Below are 17,665 nucleotides of genomic sequence, written 5' to 3' on the forward strand. Positions count from 1 at the left end.
TACTGGCTTTTCAAAGGAAAGTAAAAAGCCATATAGGTTAGCAAAACAAGTTAAACATCAACGCCAGCTTCATCACATTCGACAATATCTGTTTCTGTTAGTGCTTGTTTTATCCAGCTTTGTAATACTGGGCAATTTATCACTTGCTCAGTATAGCGAGTTGCCGCTTCGGATAAATTAATTTGATAAGTTTTTAAGCGCAGTACAATAGGCGCGTACACAGCATCAACAATACTAAATTCACCGAATAGCCAAGCATTTGGGTAATCGGCTTGTTGTTGCGTAAAAATTTCATCTATACGTGTTATATCATTTTTAGCAGTATCAGATAGCTCAACAAAACGAGTTGCACGAATATTCATTGGCATTTCATTACGTAACGCTATAAACCCTGAATGCATTTCGGCGCTTAAACTACGCGCTTTGGCTCGCTGAGCTATATCTTTCGGCCAGGCTGAACCAGCTAGATAAGCATCGTTGATGTATTCACAAATTGCGAGAGAGTCCCATACGTGCAAACCATCATCTATTAATGCGGGAACTTTTTGCACATCAAATCGAGTACTAAGTGTTTTATAAAACTCAGGAGTGTCGAGTACCAACTGCTCCTCAGTAAAATCCATATTGAATTTACTCATTAAATACCACGCTCTAAGCGACCAGGTAGAATAGTTTTTATTACCGATAAATAATTGCATTTTAAAATCCTGTTTGTAGATGAAACTCAATATACCTACAACTGTGCAATAACTCATCAAAACTTTAATCCTAATAAGCTTATTTTAGTTTTCAATCTCCTTTGCTTTTAACTGTTTAGTTATATGATTTTTTAACAAACGCGTATTACGAGTGTTGGCCTTGAAAAATGCATCAAAAATATCCCCAAACACAGGCACTAGCCCACCTATAAAATCTATAGCCATATTGAATAGAATACGTAGTTTAATATGCCAGCTTACGCCTAATTTTTGAGCCTCAAATAATATATAGGTCGATAGAATTAAGCCTGCTACATCTCCAATAAATGGTACAAGGCCAATTAATGCGTCAACCCCGAATTTAAAATTGGTAAAGGGGATTCGGATACTGCTATCGGTTATCTGACTAAAACGCTCTAATCTTGCAAGTGTTGCTTTTTGTTTAGTTTGCTTAACTTGCTCTGTATTTATATAAGTAGAATTTTGCATAGTAATAACCTCCAAAAAAATTATACAAATGTGAAGTTGAACTAATCCTGAAAGCTGTATTTAAATCGTAAAAAGCAAAAAAGCGCGTTTAAGGCGCTTTTAGTTAGTAATACTTATTGTGTTATAAATACCTAAACTGAGCCTTTAATTGGCCCATGTTCGTGGTTTACATGTGGGTTTTGACCGCGTTGGCGTAGCAAATGATCCATTAAAGTAATAGCCATCATCGCCTCAGCAATCGGGATTGCACGAATGCCTACACAGGGATCGTGGCGGCCTTTAGTGATCATCTCAACCGCTTCGTTCTCGGTGTTAATACTGTTACCGGGAATAGTAATACTCGATGTTGGCTTAAGCGCAATTGAAGCAATGATATCTTGCCCTGTAGATATACCTGCAAGTACGCCACCGGCATGGTTTGATGTAAAACCTTCAGGTGTAAGTTCATCGCGGTGCTGCGAACCTTTTTGCTCTACCACATCAAAACCATCACCTATTTCAACGCCTTTGACTGCGTTAATGCTCATTAGTGAATGCGCAAGCTCTGCGTCTAGGCGGTCAAATACTGGTTCGCCTAAGCCAACCGGTACGTTTTTAGCAACCACTTTGACTTTTGCCCCCACTGAATCACCTTGCTTTTTAAGGTCGCGCATATATTCATCAAGTGCGTCTAACTTGCTTGCATCTGGGAAAAAGAAAAGGTTATTTTCAACTTCATCCCAATCGTAATTTTCGGCTTTAATTGGCCCAAGTTGACTTAAACACGCACGTACTTCAATACCATGAAATTGTTTTAGGTATTTTTTAGCTATTGCACCGGCTGCAACGCGAATAGCGGTTTCTCGTGCCGATGAACGACCACCGCCGCGGTAATCACGTAGTCCGTATTTATGCCAATAAGTGTAATCACCATGACCTGGGCGAAATACGTCTTTGATTTTTCCGTAATCTTTTGAACGTTGATCGGTGTTTTCAATCAGTAAACCAATGCTAGTGCCCGTGGTTTTACCCTCAAATACACCTGAAAGAATTTTGATCTGATCGTCTTCACGGCGCTGCGTTGTATAACGGCTTTGTCCTGGTTTACGACGATCTAAATCGATTTGTAAATCGGCCTCTGTGATTTCAAGGCCTGCGGGCGTACCATCCACAACACCGCCTAAGGCAACGCCGTGGCTTTCGCCAAAGGTGGACACTTTAAATAACTGCCCAATGCTATTACCTGCCATTGCTTTCCTCATTCCTAATGACTACTGAGAACCGAGCCTAAGGCTCGGCTTTAATTTTAGTATGCTCAGTCAGCAAAATACGCTACTAATTGTTTTTTACTGATCACAAATACGCCAAGACCGCCTTGTTCAAATTCAACCCATTCAAACGGCGCACCTGGGTAAAGTGCATCCATATGTACCATAGAGTTACCTACTTCGACAAATAACAAACCGTTATCAGTTAGATGCTCTGCTGCATCGCTCAATATAGTACGCGTTACATCTAAACCATCGTGACCAGATGCCAAGCCTAGCTCTGGTTCATGGTGAAATTCGCGAGGTAAATCAGCCATGTCTTCTGCATCAACGTATGGCGGATTTGCAACGATCAGGTCATATTTTTGTCCTGGAACGCCACTAAATACATCTGATTGAATCGGTAATACGCGATCACTTAATTGGTAATCTGTGATGTTGATATCTGCCACTTCAAGGGCTTCATAAGAGATATCAACCGCGTCTACTTGTGCTTGCTCAAAAGCTTGTGCCAAAGCAATAGCGATACAACCCGACCCTGTACATAAGTCTAAAATGCGGTTGACTGATTCTGGCTCTTCAAGCCATGGCGTAAAGCGGTTATTAATAAGCTCTGCAAATGGAGAACGAGGGATCAATACACGCTCATCTACATAAAACTGCATATTCGCAAACCATGCAATATTTGTAAGATAAGGTACTGGTGTACAGTCGTTAATGCGTTCTGCAATCAGACCCGCTAAGCGATTTTTTTCGGTGCTAGTTAAGCGCGCATGCATCAACTCTTTTGGTGCATCTATTGGTAAGCTTAATGCTGGTAATAATAAACTGACTGCTTCATCCCAGGCGTTATCTGTACCGTGTCCAAAAAAGATACCACTGCTGGCAAACTGACTTGTGGTCCACCGTAACCAATCGTGTAACGTTGAAAGTTCTGCCACAGCTTCATCTAAGGTTGCTTCTTCTATTAGTAATTCGCTCATGTGTGTTATCTGCCTGCTACTTTCAAAATTATTAATCCAACCGAGGCCATCATCGGCCTCATGATTGCCCTACTTATTGTAACGCCTTTTAACTCGATTTTTTGCGTTTTTTTGTTTAGACTGCCGCTATGAAAAAAGATCCCCATTCAAACAGCCCTATTAGCACTGATGACATTGACTTGTTTCGTCAAAGTATCAGTGGTGCGCGCGTTTTTAAACAAGACACTCACCGCTTTACCAATAAACCTAAAGTGTCACAAGCTAAGCAATTTGCCCAGCAAAAAAAGCAACATCAGTCAGAATTTTTCTTCTCTGATGAATATGTGCCCGATATTGGTACCAATGGTACAGTTAATTATGTTCAAGATGGTCAAGATCGCTTTTTAGCTAAACAGCTACGCAGAGGTGACTTTGTGCCTGATCTCACACTCGATTTGCACGGATTAAATAAAGAAGTAGCCAAAGATGAACTCGCGGGGCTGCTTCATGAGTGTAAAAAGAAACATTATTATTGTGCATGCGTTGTGCATGGCATTGGTGGGCATATCCTTAGGCACAAAGTACCACAATATTTAGTACAGCACCCTGATGTGATAGCAATGCACCAAGCACCTCTTGAGTATGGCGGTAAAGGCGCAGTACTTATATTAATAAATTTACCGCAAAGCGATGAGTTTAGACGTTAATTAACCCATATTAAGGCCACTGGTCAGTGCATATTTTTTCGATTATCTTTCCACTGATCTTTCTTGTTTTATGTGGGTTTATTTGTAGCCGCAGCACATTTTTGTCGCAAGGGCATGTTGAAGGCTTAAGTAAATTTACTTTTTATATTAGTGTTCCAGCATTTTTATTTTTAAACATGGCCAAAGCTGATTTACAAAATAGTGTGAGCTTGTATGGCTTTTTGAGCTTTTATATCCCCGTCATACTTATCTTCTTACTCGCGTTGGTAATTGATCGCTTTTATTTATCTAAACAATCTCATTATGAACGCCATAGCGTGTTTGCTTTGGGCAGTAGCTACTCAAATACCGTGTTAGTCGGGTTGCCCATTATTATTGCAGCCATGGGCGATCAAATGATGGGGATCATTTTTATGATCATTACCTTTCATAGTGCGCTGCTGTTTACCTTTACTTTTTTAATAAGCGCCAAAGGGAGTAAGCACGCTTTTTCTTGGTCAAAATTTGCTAAAAACATGCTACTCAATCCTGTGGTCTTAAGTATCAGCAGTGGCATAGCAGTTAATGCAGCTGGCATATCACTATTTGATAATTTAAACACAGGTTTAACGCTTTTAGCTCAGCCCGCAATCCCGTGTGCGCTTTTTGTGTTAGGGGCTAATTTAGCATTTTACAAAGTAGCTGAAAATTGGCGCGGCGCCATTATTGCCTCCATACTAAAGCTATTCATTTTACCCAGCTTAGTATTTTTAATAGGTAAAACAATATTTCAACTCCAGCCTGCACTGTTAAATGTGCTGGTATTATTAAGCGCATCACCTTTGGGTGTAAATGCGTATTTGATTGCTTGCCAAATAAAACAGCATCAAGCTACGCTGGCAAGTACCGTCGTTATTTCAACGGTATTAAGTGTATTTAGCTTTAGCTTTTGGTTATCAGTATTATTATAGCTTTTTATAAACCGCCAGCGACATCAATAAAACTACCTGTTGTAAAAGACGCTTGATCAGACGCTAAAAAATAAATTGCAGCAGCGACTTCTTCTGGTTGCCCACCTCGACCCAACGGCAGTTTATCCTTAAGACGTTCTACGCGATTGACTTCGCCGCCATCACGGTGCATATCGGTGTAAATAAGCCCAGGTCTAACTGAATTCACTCTAATTTTTTGCCCCGCAACCTCTTTAGCTAAGCCAACGGTTAATGTATCCATAGCCCCTTTTGATGCAGCATAATCAATGTATTCGTTTGGAGAGCCAGTGCGTGATGCAGCCGATGAAACATTAACAATGCTGCCGCCATTGGGCATGCGCTTAATAGCTTCACGACTACATAAAAAGGCGCTAGTTACATTAGTAGTCAATACCTCATTTATACGTTGTGCATCCATATCAAGTAACCGCATTTGTGGCTTTAAAATACCCGCGTTATTAACAAGCACTGTGAGCTTACCAAACAGCTTATCCAGTGATTGAAACATAGCAACAACGTCTGCTTCTTTTGATACATCAGCCTGCACTAATTCTGCGCGCCTTCCCACGCGGCGTACTTGCTCTGCTACTTTTTCGGCGCTTTGCTGATTGGCTTTGTAATTAATGCATACATCATAGCCATGGCGTGCAAAATAAAGTGCAGTCGCCGCGCCTATGCCTCTGCTGGCACCTGTTATAAGCACTACGGGGTTGGCTTTCATTATCAGTCCTTTTATACAACGAACACCCGTTTAAATTGCTCACACACTAACGGCATTGTTTCACTGCGTGAAAAATCAGTGCCTGCAAGTTCACGCTGGTAGTAAGCCCAATGGACTTTTTGCCAATAAGCGAGGCTTTTATCACCCTCACCTTCTAAAGCGGCGTACTGTGCAGTGATTTCATTATAAGGTATTATGGCGACATGTGTGGTTTCGATAATACCAAGGGGGTTGCCTTGCCAATCGGTGAAAATATTTAAATCACCAGCGGTAGGTAACGCTTCGTTATTATGCTCAAACCAATAAAGTGATGTTGTGGTGGCTGTTTTAATATTTTGTAGCACTAAATTAGCGCAGTCATTAGCATCAATTTCATTATCGCAAAAATACCACGCTGGCAGTGTTTGCAATGAACGGCCTGTTGCTTTATTAAAAGCACAAATTAGCCGTTCAATAGCATGCTGATTACTTAAGTGCGGCAACAACTGAAATCTCAACTAACAGGGCATCACGCGCCATTTTAGCTTCAACACATGCACGTGCAGGTGCATGCCCTTGTGGTACCCATGCATCCCAAACCGTATTCATATCGGCAAAGTATTCCATACTTTTTACATAAATTGTGGCGCTGAGCATATGCTCTTTTGAGCTACCAGCTTCATTTAAAAGTAACTCTACTTTATCAAGCATGGTTTGCGTTTGTTCAGTGATGTTTTTTTCAGCATCAGCACACACTTGGCCACATAAATAGACAGTGCCGTTGTGTTTTACGATGCGGCTCATACGCGCACCAGTTTGAAGACGTTCAATTGTCATGGGGATCTCTGCTAAATTAATTTGGCACTAATTTAGCAAATTTGGGACTGAAAACAAGGTATGTATGCCCAAACCAGCTCAAGATGCAGAATTCAGCGTTTCACAGGGGCTTAACATCAAGGCGCTACTTTGCAATAATGGTCGCCCCTTTTAAGAAGTAACAACGTAGAGAGTAAGCGTCTGTGAAACGCCCAAAGGGTTGGTTTAAAAGCTAAACATCAACGTTACTCGGTGCATGAATGCTTAAATATTCGCTTTTTTGACGACTTTCATCATAACTAAGCACCGCAACAGCCCCCGTATTAAAAATTGGCATATTACCAATACTTAATTGATCGACTAAATAACTCACAATTGGCATATGAGCAACCACTAGCCATGAATCACACTCAGGGTGCATCGCAATGAGTGTTTCAAGATAATCGGCGGCCACTTGTGGATTTGCTTCAGGAACAATATCACCACAGGTTTCTTCAAATAAAAAGCGGTTATGCTTTTTAACCTCTAACGCCGTTTGCTGAGCACGTATATAAGGGCTCACTAATAAGCCCGTTGGTTCATGTGTTGCGTGCAACCATAAACCCATTTTTTCAGCTTGCTGTTGACCAATCAAAGTCAAATTTCTACTTGCATCGTCAGCTTGCATCGGTGTTGCTTCGCCGTGGCGCATTATTAGGATTGTTTTCATAAAAAATCAACCGATTAAAGAATATAAAACAGTAGCCAGTTTGCCCGTTTGTCCGCTATATTAAAACAACGTCCCACCTATCGCTTATGATATTCAGGAAGAAATAACCAAGCTCTATAATTGCTGTCCTGAAGATATCATCTGTTGTTAACAAGTAAACGCTAAGTTTCAGGAGCATCATTTGAATATCAGCCGCAATGATAACAGAACATACCACTCCCTCACACTGGACAATGGTCTAAAAGTACTGTTAGTGCAAGATAAAGATTCAACCAAAGCCGCCGCTTCGATGGCTGTAAACGCAGGTCATTTTGATGATCCTCTTGATAGACAAGGGCTGGCGCACTTTTTAGAACATATGCTTTTTTTAGGGACAGATAAGTTTCCAGAGTCGGGAAGCTTTGGTAATTTTGTATCTCAAGCTGGTGGTAATACCAATGCATGGACAGGCACTGAGCATACTTGCTATTTTTTCGATATTAACGATCAAGAGTTCGAACACGCGCTTGAACAATTTAGCCGTTTTTTTATCGCGCCATTACTAAGCCCTGCTGAAACTGAAAAAGAGCGCAATGCAATTGATGCAGAATTCAAACTAAAAATTAAAGACGATGGCAGACGCATTTATCAAGCCCACAAAGAAACCGTTAATCCAGCTCACCCTTTTTCCAAATTTTCAGTTGGTAATCAACAAACCTTAGCTGATCGTACATTATGTATAAGCGACGAACTTAAAAGTTTTTTTGAACGCTATTATCAAGCCCAGTGGATGAGCCTTGTTGTATGTTCAAGCGCAAATATTGCGACCATGCAAAATTGGGTCACGTCTTTATTTGGTGCTATAAAAGGCCAAGCAGTTAAAAAGCCAGTTATTGAAGCGCCACTCTATCGCCCGCAAGATTTGTCTAAAGTGCTGCATATTGAACCACATAAACATATGCAAAAGCTCATAGTAAGTTTTGCCATGCCTAATATTGATGATTTTTATCGCCATAAAACAGTGAGTTTTATTGCTCACTTACTAGGGTATGAAGGGCAAGGGTCATTATATTCAACCTTAAAAGAACAAGGCTGGATAAACGCACTTTCTGCTGGTGGCGGAATTAATGGCAGTAACTTTAAAGACTTTAATATTAGCGTGGCGCTAACCGATGAAGGCATTGAATACTATGAAGATATTGTTGAAATGATATTTGAGTATATTTGCTTAATCAATCAAAATGTCGATAAGCTGCCTCGTTTATATCAAGATAAAAAAAATCTCTTGCAAATTGCATTTGATAATCAAGAAAAAGCCCGTTTAATCGACTGGGTCAGTAATTTAAGTATCAATATGCAACATTATGATGAACCCAATTACGTACAGGGTGATTATTTAATGGTGGGCTTTAATGAAAGTGCTCACAACATGGCGATGCAATGGCTAACACCGCATAATATGCGCTTGGTATTGATCCACCCAGATGTAGAGCCAGAGCATAAAACTAAGTGGTATCACACCCCTTACCGTGTTGAGAGCATTTCAACGTGCTGGCTTGAAGCCCTATGTGAAATAAATACACCATTACCAGAAATGCTACTGCCAACTGCAAACCCATACTTAACAAAAGAAGTTACTTTACACGAACTAGATCAACCACAGCCGCACCCTCGACTATTAGTAAAAGAACCTGGATTTGACTTTTGGTTTAAGCAAGATAATACATTTCGCGTTGCGAAGGGTCATTTCTATTTAGCTATGGACTCTGACTTTGCCGTTAAAGATATAAAACACATGGCATTAACGCGTCTTTTTGCCGATTTATTTATGGACAGTGTGGCTGAGCAATTTTACCCTGCCGAGCTTGCAGGGCTTAGCTATCACTTAACGTCCCATCAAGGTGGATTAACACTGCACACCGCAGGATTATCATCAAGTCAATTAGAATTAGTCGACGAATTACTTAATGCATTATTTAATGTCACTATTTGTGCAAAGCGCTTTGCTGAATATAAAAAACAATTGGTGCGTCATTGGCGAAACAGTAATCAAAATAAACCTGTAGGGGAATTATTCAGTGTGCTTGGCGCTAAAGTTATGCCGTGGAACCCAGAACCAGAGCAGTTAGCAACTGCACTTAAAGACACCAGCTTTCATCAGTTTAATTGCTTTAGAAAGGAGTTTTTTAACGCTCTGCATGTGGAGTCATTTTTACATGGCAACTGGCGAGAAAGTGACGCGATAGAATTTCAAAAGAAAGTAGCGCAGCATTTGGCAAAGTCAGCCACGATTGCTGATTTAACACGCCCATTATTTGAGATAGATAAAATTACACGCACTCAGTTAGAGCTTAACTGTAATGATCATGCCATGGTCATTTATTACCAAGCCCAAACTGATGAGGTCGCTGAAAAAGTAAAAATGATGGCTCTAAACCACCTTATTAATCAAGATTACTTTAACGAGCTACGGACAAACCAACAATTAGGCTACTTAGTTGGCGCAGGTTACGCACCATTTAATACCCGCGCTGGTATGGCCTTTTATGTACAATCACCCGATTACTCAGCATTGACACTATTAGAGCGCCACAATGAGTTTATCGCTAAATTTTTAGCTACATTGAGCCAATTAGATGAACAGCAGTGGCAGCAGCAAAAGCACGGGCTAACAACTCACATAGCGGAAAAAGATAAGAACTTACGTCTTAGATCACAACGGCTTTGGCTTGCTATTGGAAACCAAGATCACCATTTCCATATGCAGAAAAAATTACTCAACGCCCTAAAAGAACTGACTTTAGCGCAAATGATCATCTATATTCGTTCAACATTTGATGATAATAGACCAAGATATGAACTATTAAGTGTACCCAAAATGAAAAAACAGACAAAAGAGGCTGTTTATTCTCATTCTCTTTGACACTTCATGGCGCTTCATTTAAATTATCAAGTGCTAAATAAAGAAGTGCATAATGATAATAAAAAAAATAATACTTAAAACATTACTGTTCATCATATTTATTCTCAGCTATAGCCCACAAAGCTATGCTGAGCAATCTCTTGATCAACAAACCTTAATGGTCTATTTACCAAGCGCCTTTGTTGCGCTGGTTTTACCGTACCTGCTATTTACCATATATAGACTGCGCCGTTCCCGAAAGCAACTGCGGTTGTCAGAACATCGTTTAAAAAGCACTGTAGAAGGCAGTGGAGACACTTTGTGGGATTGGAATATAAAATCTGGCTCAGTGTTGAGAATAAATGATAAATACATGATGGATAAAAACGCCACCAGTGATTTCCCTCCTAATAAAACTCTTATTCACCCAAATGATGTTGCAAATGTCGCTCTGTTATTAAAGCAGCACTTTGCTGAACAAAGTGCATTTTTTGAAGCCAGCTACCGTATAAAAGATAGCTTAGACCGTTGGCATTGGGTGCTTGATAGAGGAAAGATCATCGAAAAAGATGGCAACCTAAATCCATTGCGCATGACTGGTACTGTGCGTGATATCACCCAACTGAAATCCACAGAGGCACGTCTTAACTTATTTGCAAAATGTGTTGAGTCGCTTACTGATGCGCTCGCAATTTATGACAAAGATTTTAATTTAGTTGATTTAAACCCTAGCTTTTTAAGTCAATTTGGGGGAAATCGCGATAACTACCTAAACAAACCTTTTACTTTGCATGGCTACGAACAAAGCTATATAGATGAAATAAAAAATACCGTAAAACAAACAGATCACTGGCAGCAAGAAGTAAAACTACGCAATAGCGAGCGCAAATTATTACCGATTGAAATTTCAATTGATGAAATAAAAAACGAACAAAATCAAATATGTAATTACGTAATCGTTTACTCTGATCTTACAGAGCGTAAAAAAGCCGAATCACAATTGCATAACTTATCAAACCGCGATCGGACAACCGGCCTGCCCAATCGAAACTTATTTTTTACTAACTTAAAAAAGTTAGCCAGACAAAATGAGCACCATGCTTTACTTGTGTTTGATTTAGATGATTTTAAAAAAATTAATGACTCATTAGGCCATCAACTTGGCGACAGTTTATTAGCAAAATTAGCAATGCGCTTAAATAAACTAACACGAGAAAAAGATGTTTTTTATCGCTTAGGCGGCGATGAATTCGCTTTAGTTATGTCTGGTACAAACGATATCCACACCATTACCCGCATGGCAAAACAATTTTTAGCAGCCATAGCCACTCCATTTAAAATGGCTGGTCATGAACTCGTGATCACTTCAAGTGTTGGTATTGTATTATTTCCTGAAGACGGTAATACCCCTGAACTGCTGCTTAAAAATGCCGATACAGCCATGTATCATGCAAAAAAGAAGGGCAATAGCTACCTGTTTTTTAATGACACGATGAATCGTCAAGCAGTTAAACGCTTACAAATCGAAAACCTTATGCGTTTTGGTTTAAAAGAAGATCATTTTGAAGTGTATTATCAACCAAAAATGAACATTCGTACTGGAAAGTTCACTGGGATGGAAGCATTAGTGCGCTTTATCACCCCTAAAAAAGGGATAATTAGTCCTGGTGTATTTATTCCAATAGCAGAAGAAACAGGACAAATAATTGAGATTGGTGAAGTAGTATTAAACAAGTCATGCAGAGATGTAAAAGAATGGTTAGATGCTGGTTTATTCAACGGTCGTGTTGCCGTTAACCTCTCAGCTAAGCAATTTAGTTTACCTGATTTAACCACCCGCATTGACGTTATACTGCAAAAGAATGAGCTCCCCTCATACTTTTTAGAGCTCGAAATTACTGAAGGTACGGTAATGGATGACCCGCAAGATGCCATTTCAATTATGCGCTCACTTAGCGCACGGGGAATTCATTTAGCTATGGATGACTTTGGAACTGGTTATTCATCACTGGCGTATTTAAAACAATTTCCGTTAAACACATTAAAAGTAGACAAAGCATTTATAGACGACATGAAAACAGAGCGTGGCCGCAACATGGTTGACTCAATTGTAACGATTGCTCATAACCTTGATCTCCATGTGGTTGCTGAAGGCGTTGAGCAAGCAGACCAAATCACTATTTTAAAAGAGTTAAACTGCGAAACCATGCAAGGCTACTATTACTCTAAGCCGCTCTCTAAAGCTGAGTTTACTGTTTTTTTAGAAAAGCAACAAAGTGAATCCGCACTGAGCCTTGTTCATCAAGCTTAAGGCAGCCAAATACACGCTTGCCTCCCGTTACACCGTAAAAGAGCACGTCGATAATGTAAATTAAATAAACACCACGCTACAGGGCCTAACAGCCCTGCAAGGACTATCCAACGCTTTACTGGCATGCCTTTTTTAATCACTTCTAAATACATAATAACAACAAACACAATACTGATTAAAAAATAAAGCAAACCAACAACACCATTCAGGTCAAAAATCAAGCGGGTAGTTTAACCAAAGCTCAAATAAATTTAAAGTGTTATGCTAGGGCGTGTTGACCTTTGTGGATTGAAATTGGTTCAATTTAGGGGCGATTTAATCGCGGCGCGAGGTTTGTAACCTAGTGGGCTAAGTAAAAATCGAGCAAAGCTTCCGCGTCCTGCTCACGCCCCTTACCTACATCCGTGTAGGCAACAAAGAGTTAATCGCCCCTAGGTAGAACCCTTTGGGCAGCGCATGTTTGGCATTTATACTGCGTTATCGCCTATTTATGGGGAACAACCACACGACATAGGCTCTGCCTTGCCTAAATACCAAATAGACTGCTGCAAAATCAATCAAGAAAGGTCAACACGCCCTAAAAATGATGGCGAAAAAAAACCAGCCAAAGCTGGTTTTAAATTACTACGCTATACCTATTTCATTAAAGTGGTGAGGTTTGACTCTCTCACTTTAATAACGTTGGTATGTCTGATTTACTTTTCAGCACGGCCCATAAATTTTTGTTCTGCGGTATTAATACGAATGCGGTCACCCGTAGAAATATGCTCTGGCACTTGAATGATCAAACCCGTTGATAAACGTGCTGGCTTTGAACGTGCGCTCGCAGATGCACCTTTAATTGATGGGTCAGTCTCTTCAACCACTAATTCAACACTTGATGGTAAATCTAAGCCCACAGGTGCGCCATCAATGACTATAACGTGAACACCTTGCGTTTCTTCGTTCACGAATAAAATTTCTTCGCTGATAGCCTCTTTATTCAAGTTGTATGGCGTATAATCTTCGTTATCCATGAATACATACTCTTCACCATCGATGTAAGAGAACATTGACTCACGGCGAATTAAATCTGCCAATTTAAGCATATCGCTATCTTTGAATGTTTCATCAACTTTACTGCCCGTGACTACATCGTATAAACGCATACGATACAAACTACCGCCAGCACGGCCTTGCGGTACAGATCTAACAATATCTTTAACAACTAGCACGCGGCTATTAAACTCTATAGCAGTACCTTTTTTAACTTCACTCGCCTTAGGCATTAGTGTATTCCTATAATTTATAAATCCACAGAAACATACCACGAACTGGGTATTCTTCAATAGAAACAAAGCAACTTAACGATAGTTTTTGTGCAATTAAACAATCAAACGCCGCCTAATGGCGGCGCTGATTATAGTTTAGTCAATCTTAAAAGCGTACTTTTACACCTGCAGATAACTCACCAACATCATTTTTTGTCACTTTATAATAGGTGTATTTAAGTAGTAGCTCGGTATTTTTATATACCGAATAACCTAATGCAGCACCTGCGTACGGCTTAGTGTCATGTTCTTTATGCTCTAACATCGCACCTCCAGTAATACCGCTTTGTATTTCATACTGATGGCGGTATGCACCTAAAAATAACGTTGCACTTAATGACTCTACTGGCTCAAAACGATAGCCAATTTCAGTAGCAATCCCTTTAGGAAGAACTGGTACGTAGCGTGAGTAGTCGATATGAACACCGTCTGGGTTAGTTGTATCTGCCGTTAGCTCAACACGTCCTTGCCCTAAATCAATGTATCTTAAACCAACCTGCCAATTTTTAGTCAGATCATAATAAACACCCAGCGACCAGCTTGTATCTGTATCATCCACTGATATTAAATTTACGTCGTTATCTGGTTTAGCTAATGCACTTTTTGCTTTAGCTTGTCCTAAGGTCCCCTCTATCGACCATGTATCAGCCATTGCACTAGTACTCAACAAACAACTTGTGGTAATAATTGCAAAACCTGGTAGTAGTGACTTTCTACGGCTAATAACAAGCACTGAAATCAATAATAACCCTAAGCCTCCCATACTGCCTCCTGATGATTTATTACTAATGGCAACTGACTTAACTGCTTTAACAGTGACTTCAACTTGCGCCGCTGATTTAGCTCCTTTACTATCTTTAATAGTGTAATCAATTGTATCCACTCCTTCAAAGCCAACTTTTGGTGTGTACTGCAATGTACCGTTTACATTAATTGCTGTACTTCCTTGCATGGCTTTTGCGTTTACAATAAATAACTCATCGCCATCTATATCTGTATCGTTACGAAGTACGTCAATTTCTATTGATACTTGATCGTTTGTTGATGCCGTATCAAACACTGCAGTTGGTGCATTATTAGTTACAAGGTTCACTTTAGCGGTGCTATTTGATGTACCACCTTGTCCATCACTGATACTGTACTCAATCGTTGCAACACCAACAAACGCTGCAGGCGGAGTATAAAGCAACTGATTTTCAACAATACTCACTTCGCCAAAATCAACGGTTACACCAGTAAGTGACAGTGAATCACCATCCAAATCTGTATCATTTTTTAATACATCAATTGTAATAGATTCACCTGCACCGATCGTTACCTCATCTGGATTAGCTTGCGGTAATTGGTTTGTGGAGCGAGCAACTGCTACGCCACCTGGGTCAACAATAGAGCGGTTTGCTTTTCCATCATCATCATTTGGGCCGCCATCAACAATTTGTAGTTGTACACACCATGACCCTTCAATTAGCCCTGTGGTCCATTCATTACTGCGTGGTGGTGGACAATAACCTGGCTCGCCTGCCGCCGAGAGTATTTGGTTCTCGCCTGTTGTTACAAAATCAACCCACTCGCCTTCTTTTAGCTTTCTATAAACCGAGTTTTGCGAAATTGGGTTTCTTTGTGGCAGCACAATACTGTAAGTATCGCCTGCATTAGGTAAACCTGAGGCGATAAAGTCAAATAACCCGCCAATATTTACCGCATCATTATCTGCTGGCAATTCACTATCGAGCAATTGTACACCACCGGTTGCATTTTGTGAGACCGTGATCCCTTTTCTGATACAGACGCCAGGTTCACCTTCAACCAAGAACTCATCACTATCTTTGGCTTGCTCTTGCATAACATTACATTCACTGATGGCATCAAGGTAATCAGGAATACCGTCATTATCGCTATCGCTGTAACCTTCTTGATCGTCTGGAATTAAATCTCCATCGGAGTCTTGCTCTGTTAATGTTGCAAGAGCCTCAATAACCTCAACATAGACTTCTTTGGTTGTTGATAAACGAGGTTCACCATCATCTTCTGCCGTTACTGATACTTTGTAAACACCCGCAGTAAGAGACTGTGTTGAGAAAGTAAATTCACTCTCATTCGTACTGGTATTGATAAGCTCATTATCAATAGATAGCCAACTCAAGCTAACGTTATCGTTTGGATTCACATCCTCGACAAGCCCTGTAATGGTGACAAGTTCCTCACCGATAGTCACCAACGATCTACCTTGCCCACCTTGATGAACAGATGTTGTAATTGTTGGTGCTACGTTATCTTCAACAATAGTAATCGTGGCTGTTGATCTCGCGCCTAGGTTCAGCGTATCAGCCAGTGAAATTGTAATTGTTTCATTGCCTTCAAGCTCTGAGTCAGCAAATACAGTGAAGTTAACTCGCCCTTGAACACCACTTTCAATGATTAATTCACCTGATGTTAAATTGTGATCTGAACTATCAGCAGTTCCTAAAACTGTATACGGTATAGTTACTGGATATACAGGTGATTCACCATTTAAGAATACACTAAACATGTGTGTCTGATCTTCAGCAACTTGACTATCTTTGCTCAAAGAAATCAGTGGATTAATATTAATGTTTTGTGTCGCGATTGCCTCAAGTCCATTACCATCAACTGCTTTCCAATACACTAAATGGCTACCTGGAGCAAAGAGTATATTTGAGCTTACCAATGATACCCCGATTCGATTACCTTGACTGTCGGATGCAAGCGGAACCCCTAAGTTCACTTTAGTAAATAACCCCTTCGCATTAACATTAACATCGGCCGGTGTTTCAATAGTTGGCAAACCTATGTCCAGTTGATTTATTGTTAACTTAGCCGTTGATTTACTACGCGCTTTATCAGGGTCTTCAATCAAATAATTAATTTGAATAGTACCCTGCGTACTTGCTTGCGCATTATAAACAACCAATCCATTTTCAATAGTGACAGACCCTACGCTTGCATTTACTCCTATTATATTTAATTGCTGCTCATCAGCGTCCGTGTCGTTTGCCAGCACATCAAGCGTGTAAATGTTCTGCTCGTTTTCATCAAACGAGAATACATCAGGATTTGCCACAGGAAGGTCATTCACCGAGGTTACATTTAAGCTCGCTGTAGCGACTGCAGATTGCTCTGCGCCATCACTTGCTAAATACGTAAAGCCATCAGCACCAAAGTAGTTCAGGTTTGGCGTGTAAGTAAACGACGTTCCTTGCTGACTTAATGTACCAAACTGCGGTTGTGACATAATAACTAATGTTAATACATCCCCATCAGCATCTGTTATCGTTGGTGAAAACGAAATTGCGTTATCTTCAAGTAAACTCAGCGAAATACTTTGCGCAACTGGCGCTTCATTTGTGTCATTAACCGTAATTGAAAACGATACTAAACTAGCACTTAACTGCGCATCACTGACGCTGATCACAATGCCTGCTTGCGTGCCTACATCATCATTTGTCGGAGTGCCACTAAGCTGACCTGTCGCTGCATCGAAGTTTGCCCAACTTGGCTTGTTCGTGATGCTAAAGCTCAGCGTATCACCGTCCATGTCTTGTGCGCTTGGTGTAAAGCTATACGCTTCATCCTCGTTCACTTGCGTTGCGGGTATCCCACTGATACTTGGTGCATCATTGGTATTGATTACCGTAATGCTAAATGGCGCTAAGCTTTGCGTTTGCGTGCCATCACTCACACTGATAATTATATTGCTGTAACTGCCTACTTGCTCATTCAGCGGGGTGCCGCTTAATTCGCCCGTTGCGCTGTTAAAGCTTAACCAACTTGGTTTGTTACTGATACTAAACGTTAAGGTGTCGTTGTCTGTATCACTCGCTGTAGGGATAAATTGATAGCCGC

Annotated in this window: 14 protein-coding genes; 4 read left to right on the forward strand and 10 right to left on the reverse strand. The window is 40.4% G+C overall.

Annotated elements, in window-relative coordinates:
• Window positions 1–50: 50 nt before the first annotated feature.
• The 4 genes from ADS77_RS15360 to prmB form a co-directional block, all read right to left on the reverse strand.
• Window positions 51–698: a glutathione S-transferase family protein gene (locus ADS77_RS15360; RefSeq protein ID WP_054455217.1), complete on the reverse strand. Its 648-nt coding sequence runs from the start codon at window positions 696–698 to the stop codon at window positions 51–53.
• An 84-nt stretch (window positions 699–782) separates the two neighbouring features.
• Window positions 783–1,187, reverse strand: coding sequence for a DUF4112 domain-containing protein (locus tag ADS77_RS15365; protein ID WP_054455219.1), 405 nt, complete (start codon window positions 1,185–1,187; stop codon window positions 783–785).
• A gap of 131 nt (window positions 1,188–1,318) precedes the next feature.
• Entirely contained in the window at window positions 1,319–2,416 is a 1,098-nt protein-coding gene (gene aroC / locus ADS77_RS15370) for a chorismate synthase (protein ID WP_054206041.1), read from the reverse strand.
• 65 nt (window positions 2,417–2,481) lie between these two features.
• A complete protein-coding gene (gene prmB / locus ADS77_RS15375) occupies window positions 2,482–3,417 on the reverse strand; it encodes a 50S ribosomal protein L3 N(5)-glutamine methyltransferase (protein ID WP_054206042.1) in 936 nt (311 codons plus the stop codon).
• Window positions 3,418–3,545: 128 nt separating this feature from the next.
• Between prmB and smrB the strand changes: the two genes are divergently transcribed.
• Window positions 3,546–4,103, forward strand: a complete 558-nt coding sequence (gene smrB / locus ADS77_RS15380) for an endonuclease SmrB (protein ID WP_054455221.1) — start codon at window positions 3,546–3,548, stop codon at window positions 4,101–4,103.
• 26 nt (window positions 4,104–4,129) lie between these two features.
• The gene (locus tag ADS77_RS15385) at window positions 4,130–5,053 is read left to right on the forward strand and encodes an AEC family transporter (RefSeq protein WP_054206044.1); all 924 of its coding nucleotides are present in this window, start codon (window positions 4,130–4,132) and stop codon (window positions 5,051–5,053) included.
• Window positions 5,054–5,057: 4 nt separating this feature from the next.
• On the opposite strand, the gene ADS77_RS15390 is transcribed toward ADS77_RS15385, so the two are convergent.
• The 4 genes from ADS77_RS15390 to sixA form a co-directional block, all read right to left on the reverse strand.
• Window positions 5,058–5,795, reverse strand: coding sequence for a glucose 1-dehydrogenase (locus ADS77_RS15390; RefSeq protein ID WP_054206045.1), 738 nt, complete (start codon window positions 5,793–5,795; stop codon window positions 5,058–5,060).
• A gap of 11 nt (window positions 5,796–5,806) precedes the next feature.
• Window positions 5,807–6,277, reverse strand: coding sequence for an ASCH domain-containing protein (locus ADS77_RS15395; protein ID WP_064435831.1), 471 nt, complete (start codon window positions 6,275–6,277; stop codon window positions 5,807–5,809).
• The gene (locus tag ADS77_RS15400) at window positions 6,261–6,611 is read right to left on the reverse strand and encodes a RidA family protein (protein ID WP_054455223.1); all 351 of its coding nucleotides are present in this window, start codon (window positions 6,609–6,611) and stop codon (window positions 6,261–6,263) included. Before ADS77_RS15400 ends, ADS77_RS15395 begins: the two co-directional genes overlap by 17 nt.
• Window positions 6,612–6,822: 211 nt before the next feature.
• On the reverse strand, window positions 6,823–7,299 hold the full coding sequence (sixA, locus tag ADS77_RS15405; protein WP_054206048.1) for a phosphohistidine phosphatase SixA: 477 nt from the start codon (window positions 7,297–7,299) through the stop codon (window positions 6,823–6,825).
• A gap of 181 nt (window positions 7,300–7,480) precedes the next feature.
• Here sixA and ADS77_RS15410 point away from each other — a divergent pair, with 181 nt between their 5' ends.
• The gene (locus ADS77_RS15410; protein WP_054455225.1) at window positions 7,481–10,201 is read left to right on the forward strand and encodes an insulinase family protein; all 2,721 of its coding nucleotides are present in this window, start codon (window positions 7,481–7,483) and stop codon (window positions 10,199–10,201) included.
• Between the two features lie 52 nt (window positions 10,202–10,253).
• Window positions 10,254–12,491, forward strand: coding sequence for an EAL domain-containing protein (locus ADS77_RS15415; protein ID WP_054206050.1), 2,238 nt, complete (start codon window positions 10,254–10,256; stop codon window positions 12,489–12,491).
• 695 nt (window positions 12,492–13,186) lie between these two features.
• On the opposite strand, the gene yeiP is transcribed toward ADS77_RS15415, so the two are convergent.
• On the reverse strand, window positions 13,187–13,759 hold the full coding sequence (yeiP, locus tag ADS77_RS15425; RefSeq protein ID WP_054206052.1) for an elongation factor P-like protein YeiP: 573 nt from the start codon (window positions 13,757–13,759) through the stop codon (window positions 13,187–13,189).
• Window positions 13,760–13,907: 148 nt separating this feature from the next.
• Window positions 13,908–17,665: Ig-like domain-containing protein (locus ADS77_RS15430; protein WP_152960631.1), on the reverse strand; the 3,758-nt coding region annotated here is incomplete at its 5' end.

Origin of the sequence: Pseudoalteromonas porphyrae, from assembly GCF_001298125.1 — a bacterium.
GTDB classification, from domain to species: Bacteria; Pseudomonadota; Gammaproteobacteria; order Enterobacterales; family Alteromonadaceae; genus Pseudoalteromonas; species Pseudoalteromonas neustonica.

Coding starts and splice junctions, on each gene's coding strand:
- ADS77_RS15360 (WP_054455217.1), bottom strand. CDS start 698: ATGCAATTATTTATCGGTAATAAAAACTATTCTACCTGGTCGCTTAGA.
- ADS77_RS15365 (WP_054455219.1), bottom strand. CDS start 1,187: ATGCAAAATTCTACTTATATAAATACAGAGCAAGTTAAGCAAACTAAA.
- aroC (WP_054206041.1), bottom strand. CDS start 2,416: ATGGCAGGTAATAGCATTGGGCAGTTATTTAAAGTGTCCACCTTTGGC.
- prmB (WP_054206042.1), bottom strand. CDS start 3,417: ATGAGCGAATTACTAATAGAAGAAGCAACCTTAGATGAAGCTGTGGCA.
- smrB (WP_054455221.1), top strand. CDS start 3,546: ATGAAAAAAGATCCCCATTCAAACAGCCCTATTAGCACTGATGACATT.
- ADS77_RS15390 (WP_054206045.1), bottom strand. CDS start 5,795: ATGAAAGCCAACCCCGTAGTGCTTATAACAGGTGCCAGCAGAGGCATA.
- ADS77_RS15400 (WP_054455223.1), bottom strand. CDS start 6,611: ATGACAATTGAACGTCTTCAAACTGGTGCGCGTATGAGCCGCATCGTA.
- sixA (WP_054206048.1), bottom strand. CDS start 7,299: ATGAAAACAATCCTAATAATGCGCCACGGCGAAGCAACACCGATGCAA.
- ADS77_RS15415 (WP_054206050.1), top strand. CDS start 10,254: ATGATAATAAAAAAAATAATACTTAAAACATTACTGTTCATCATATTT.
- yeiP (WP_054206052.1), bottom strand. CDS start 13,759: ATGCCTAAGGCGAGTGAAGTTAAAAAAGGTACTGCTATAGAGTTTAAT.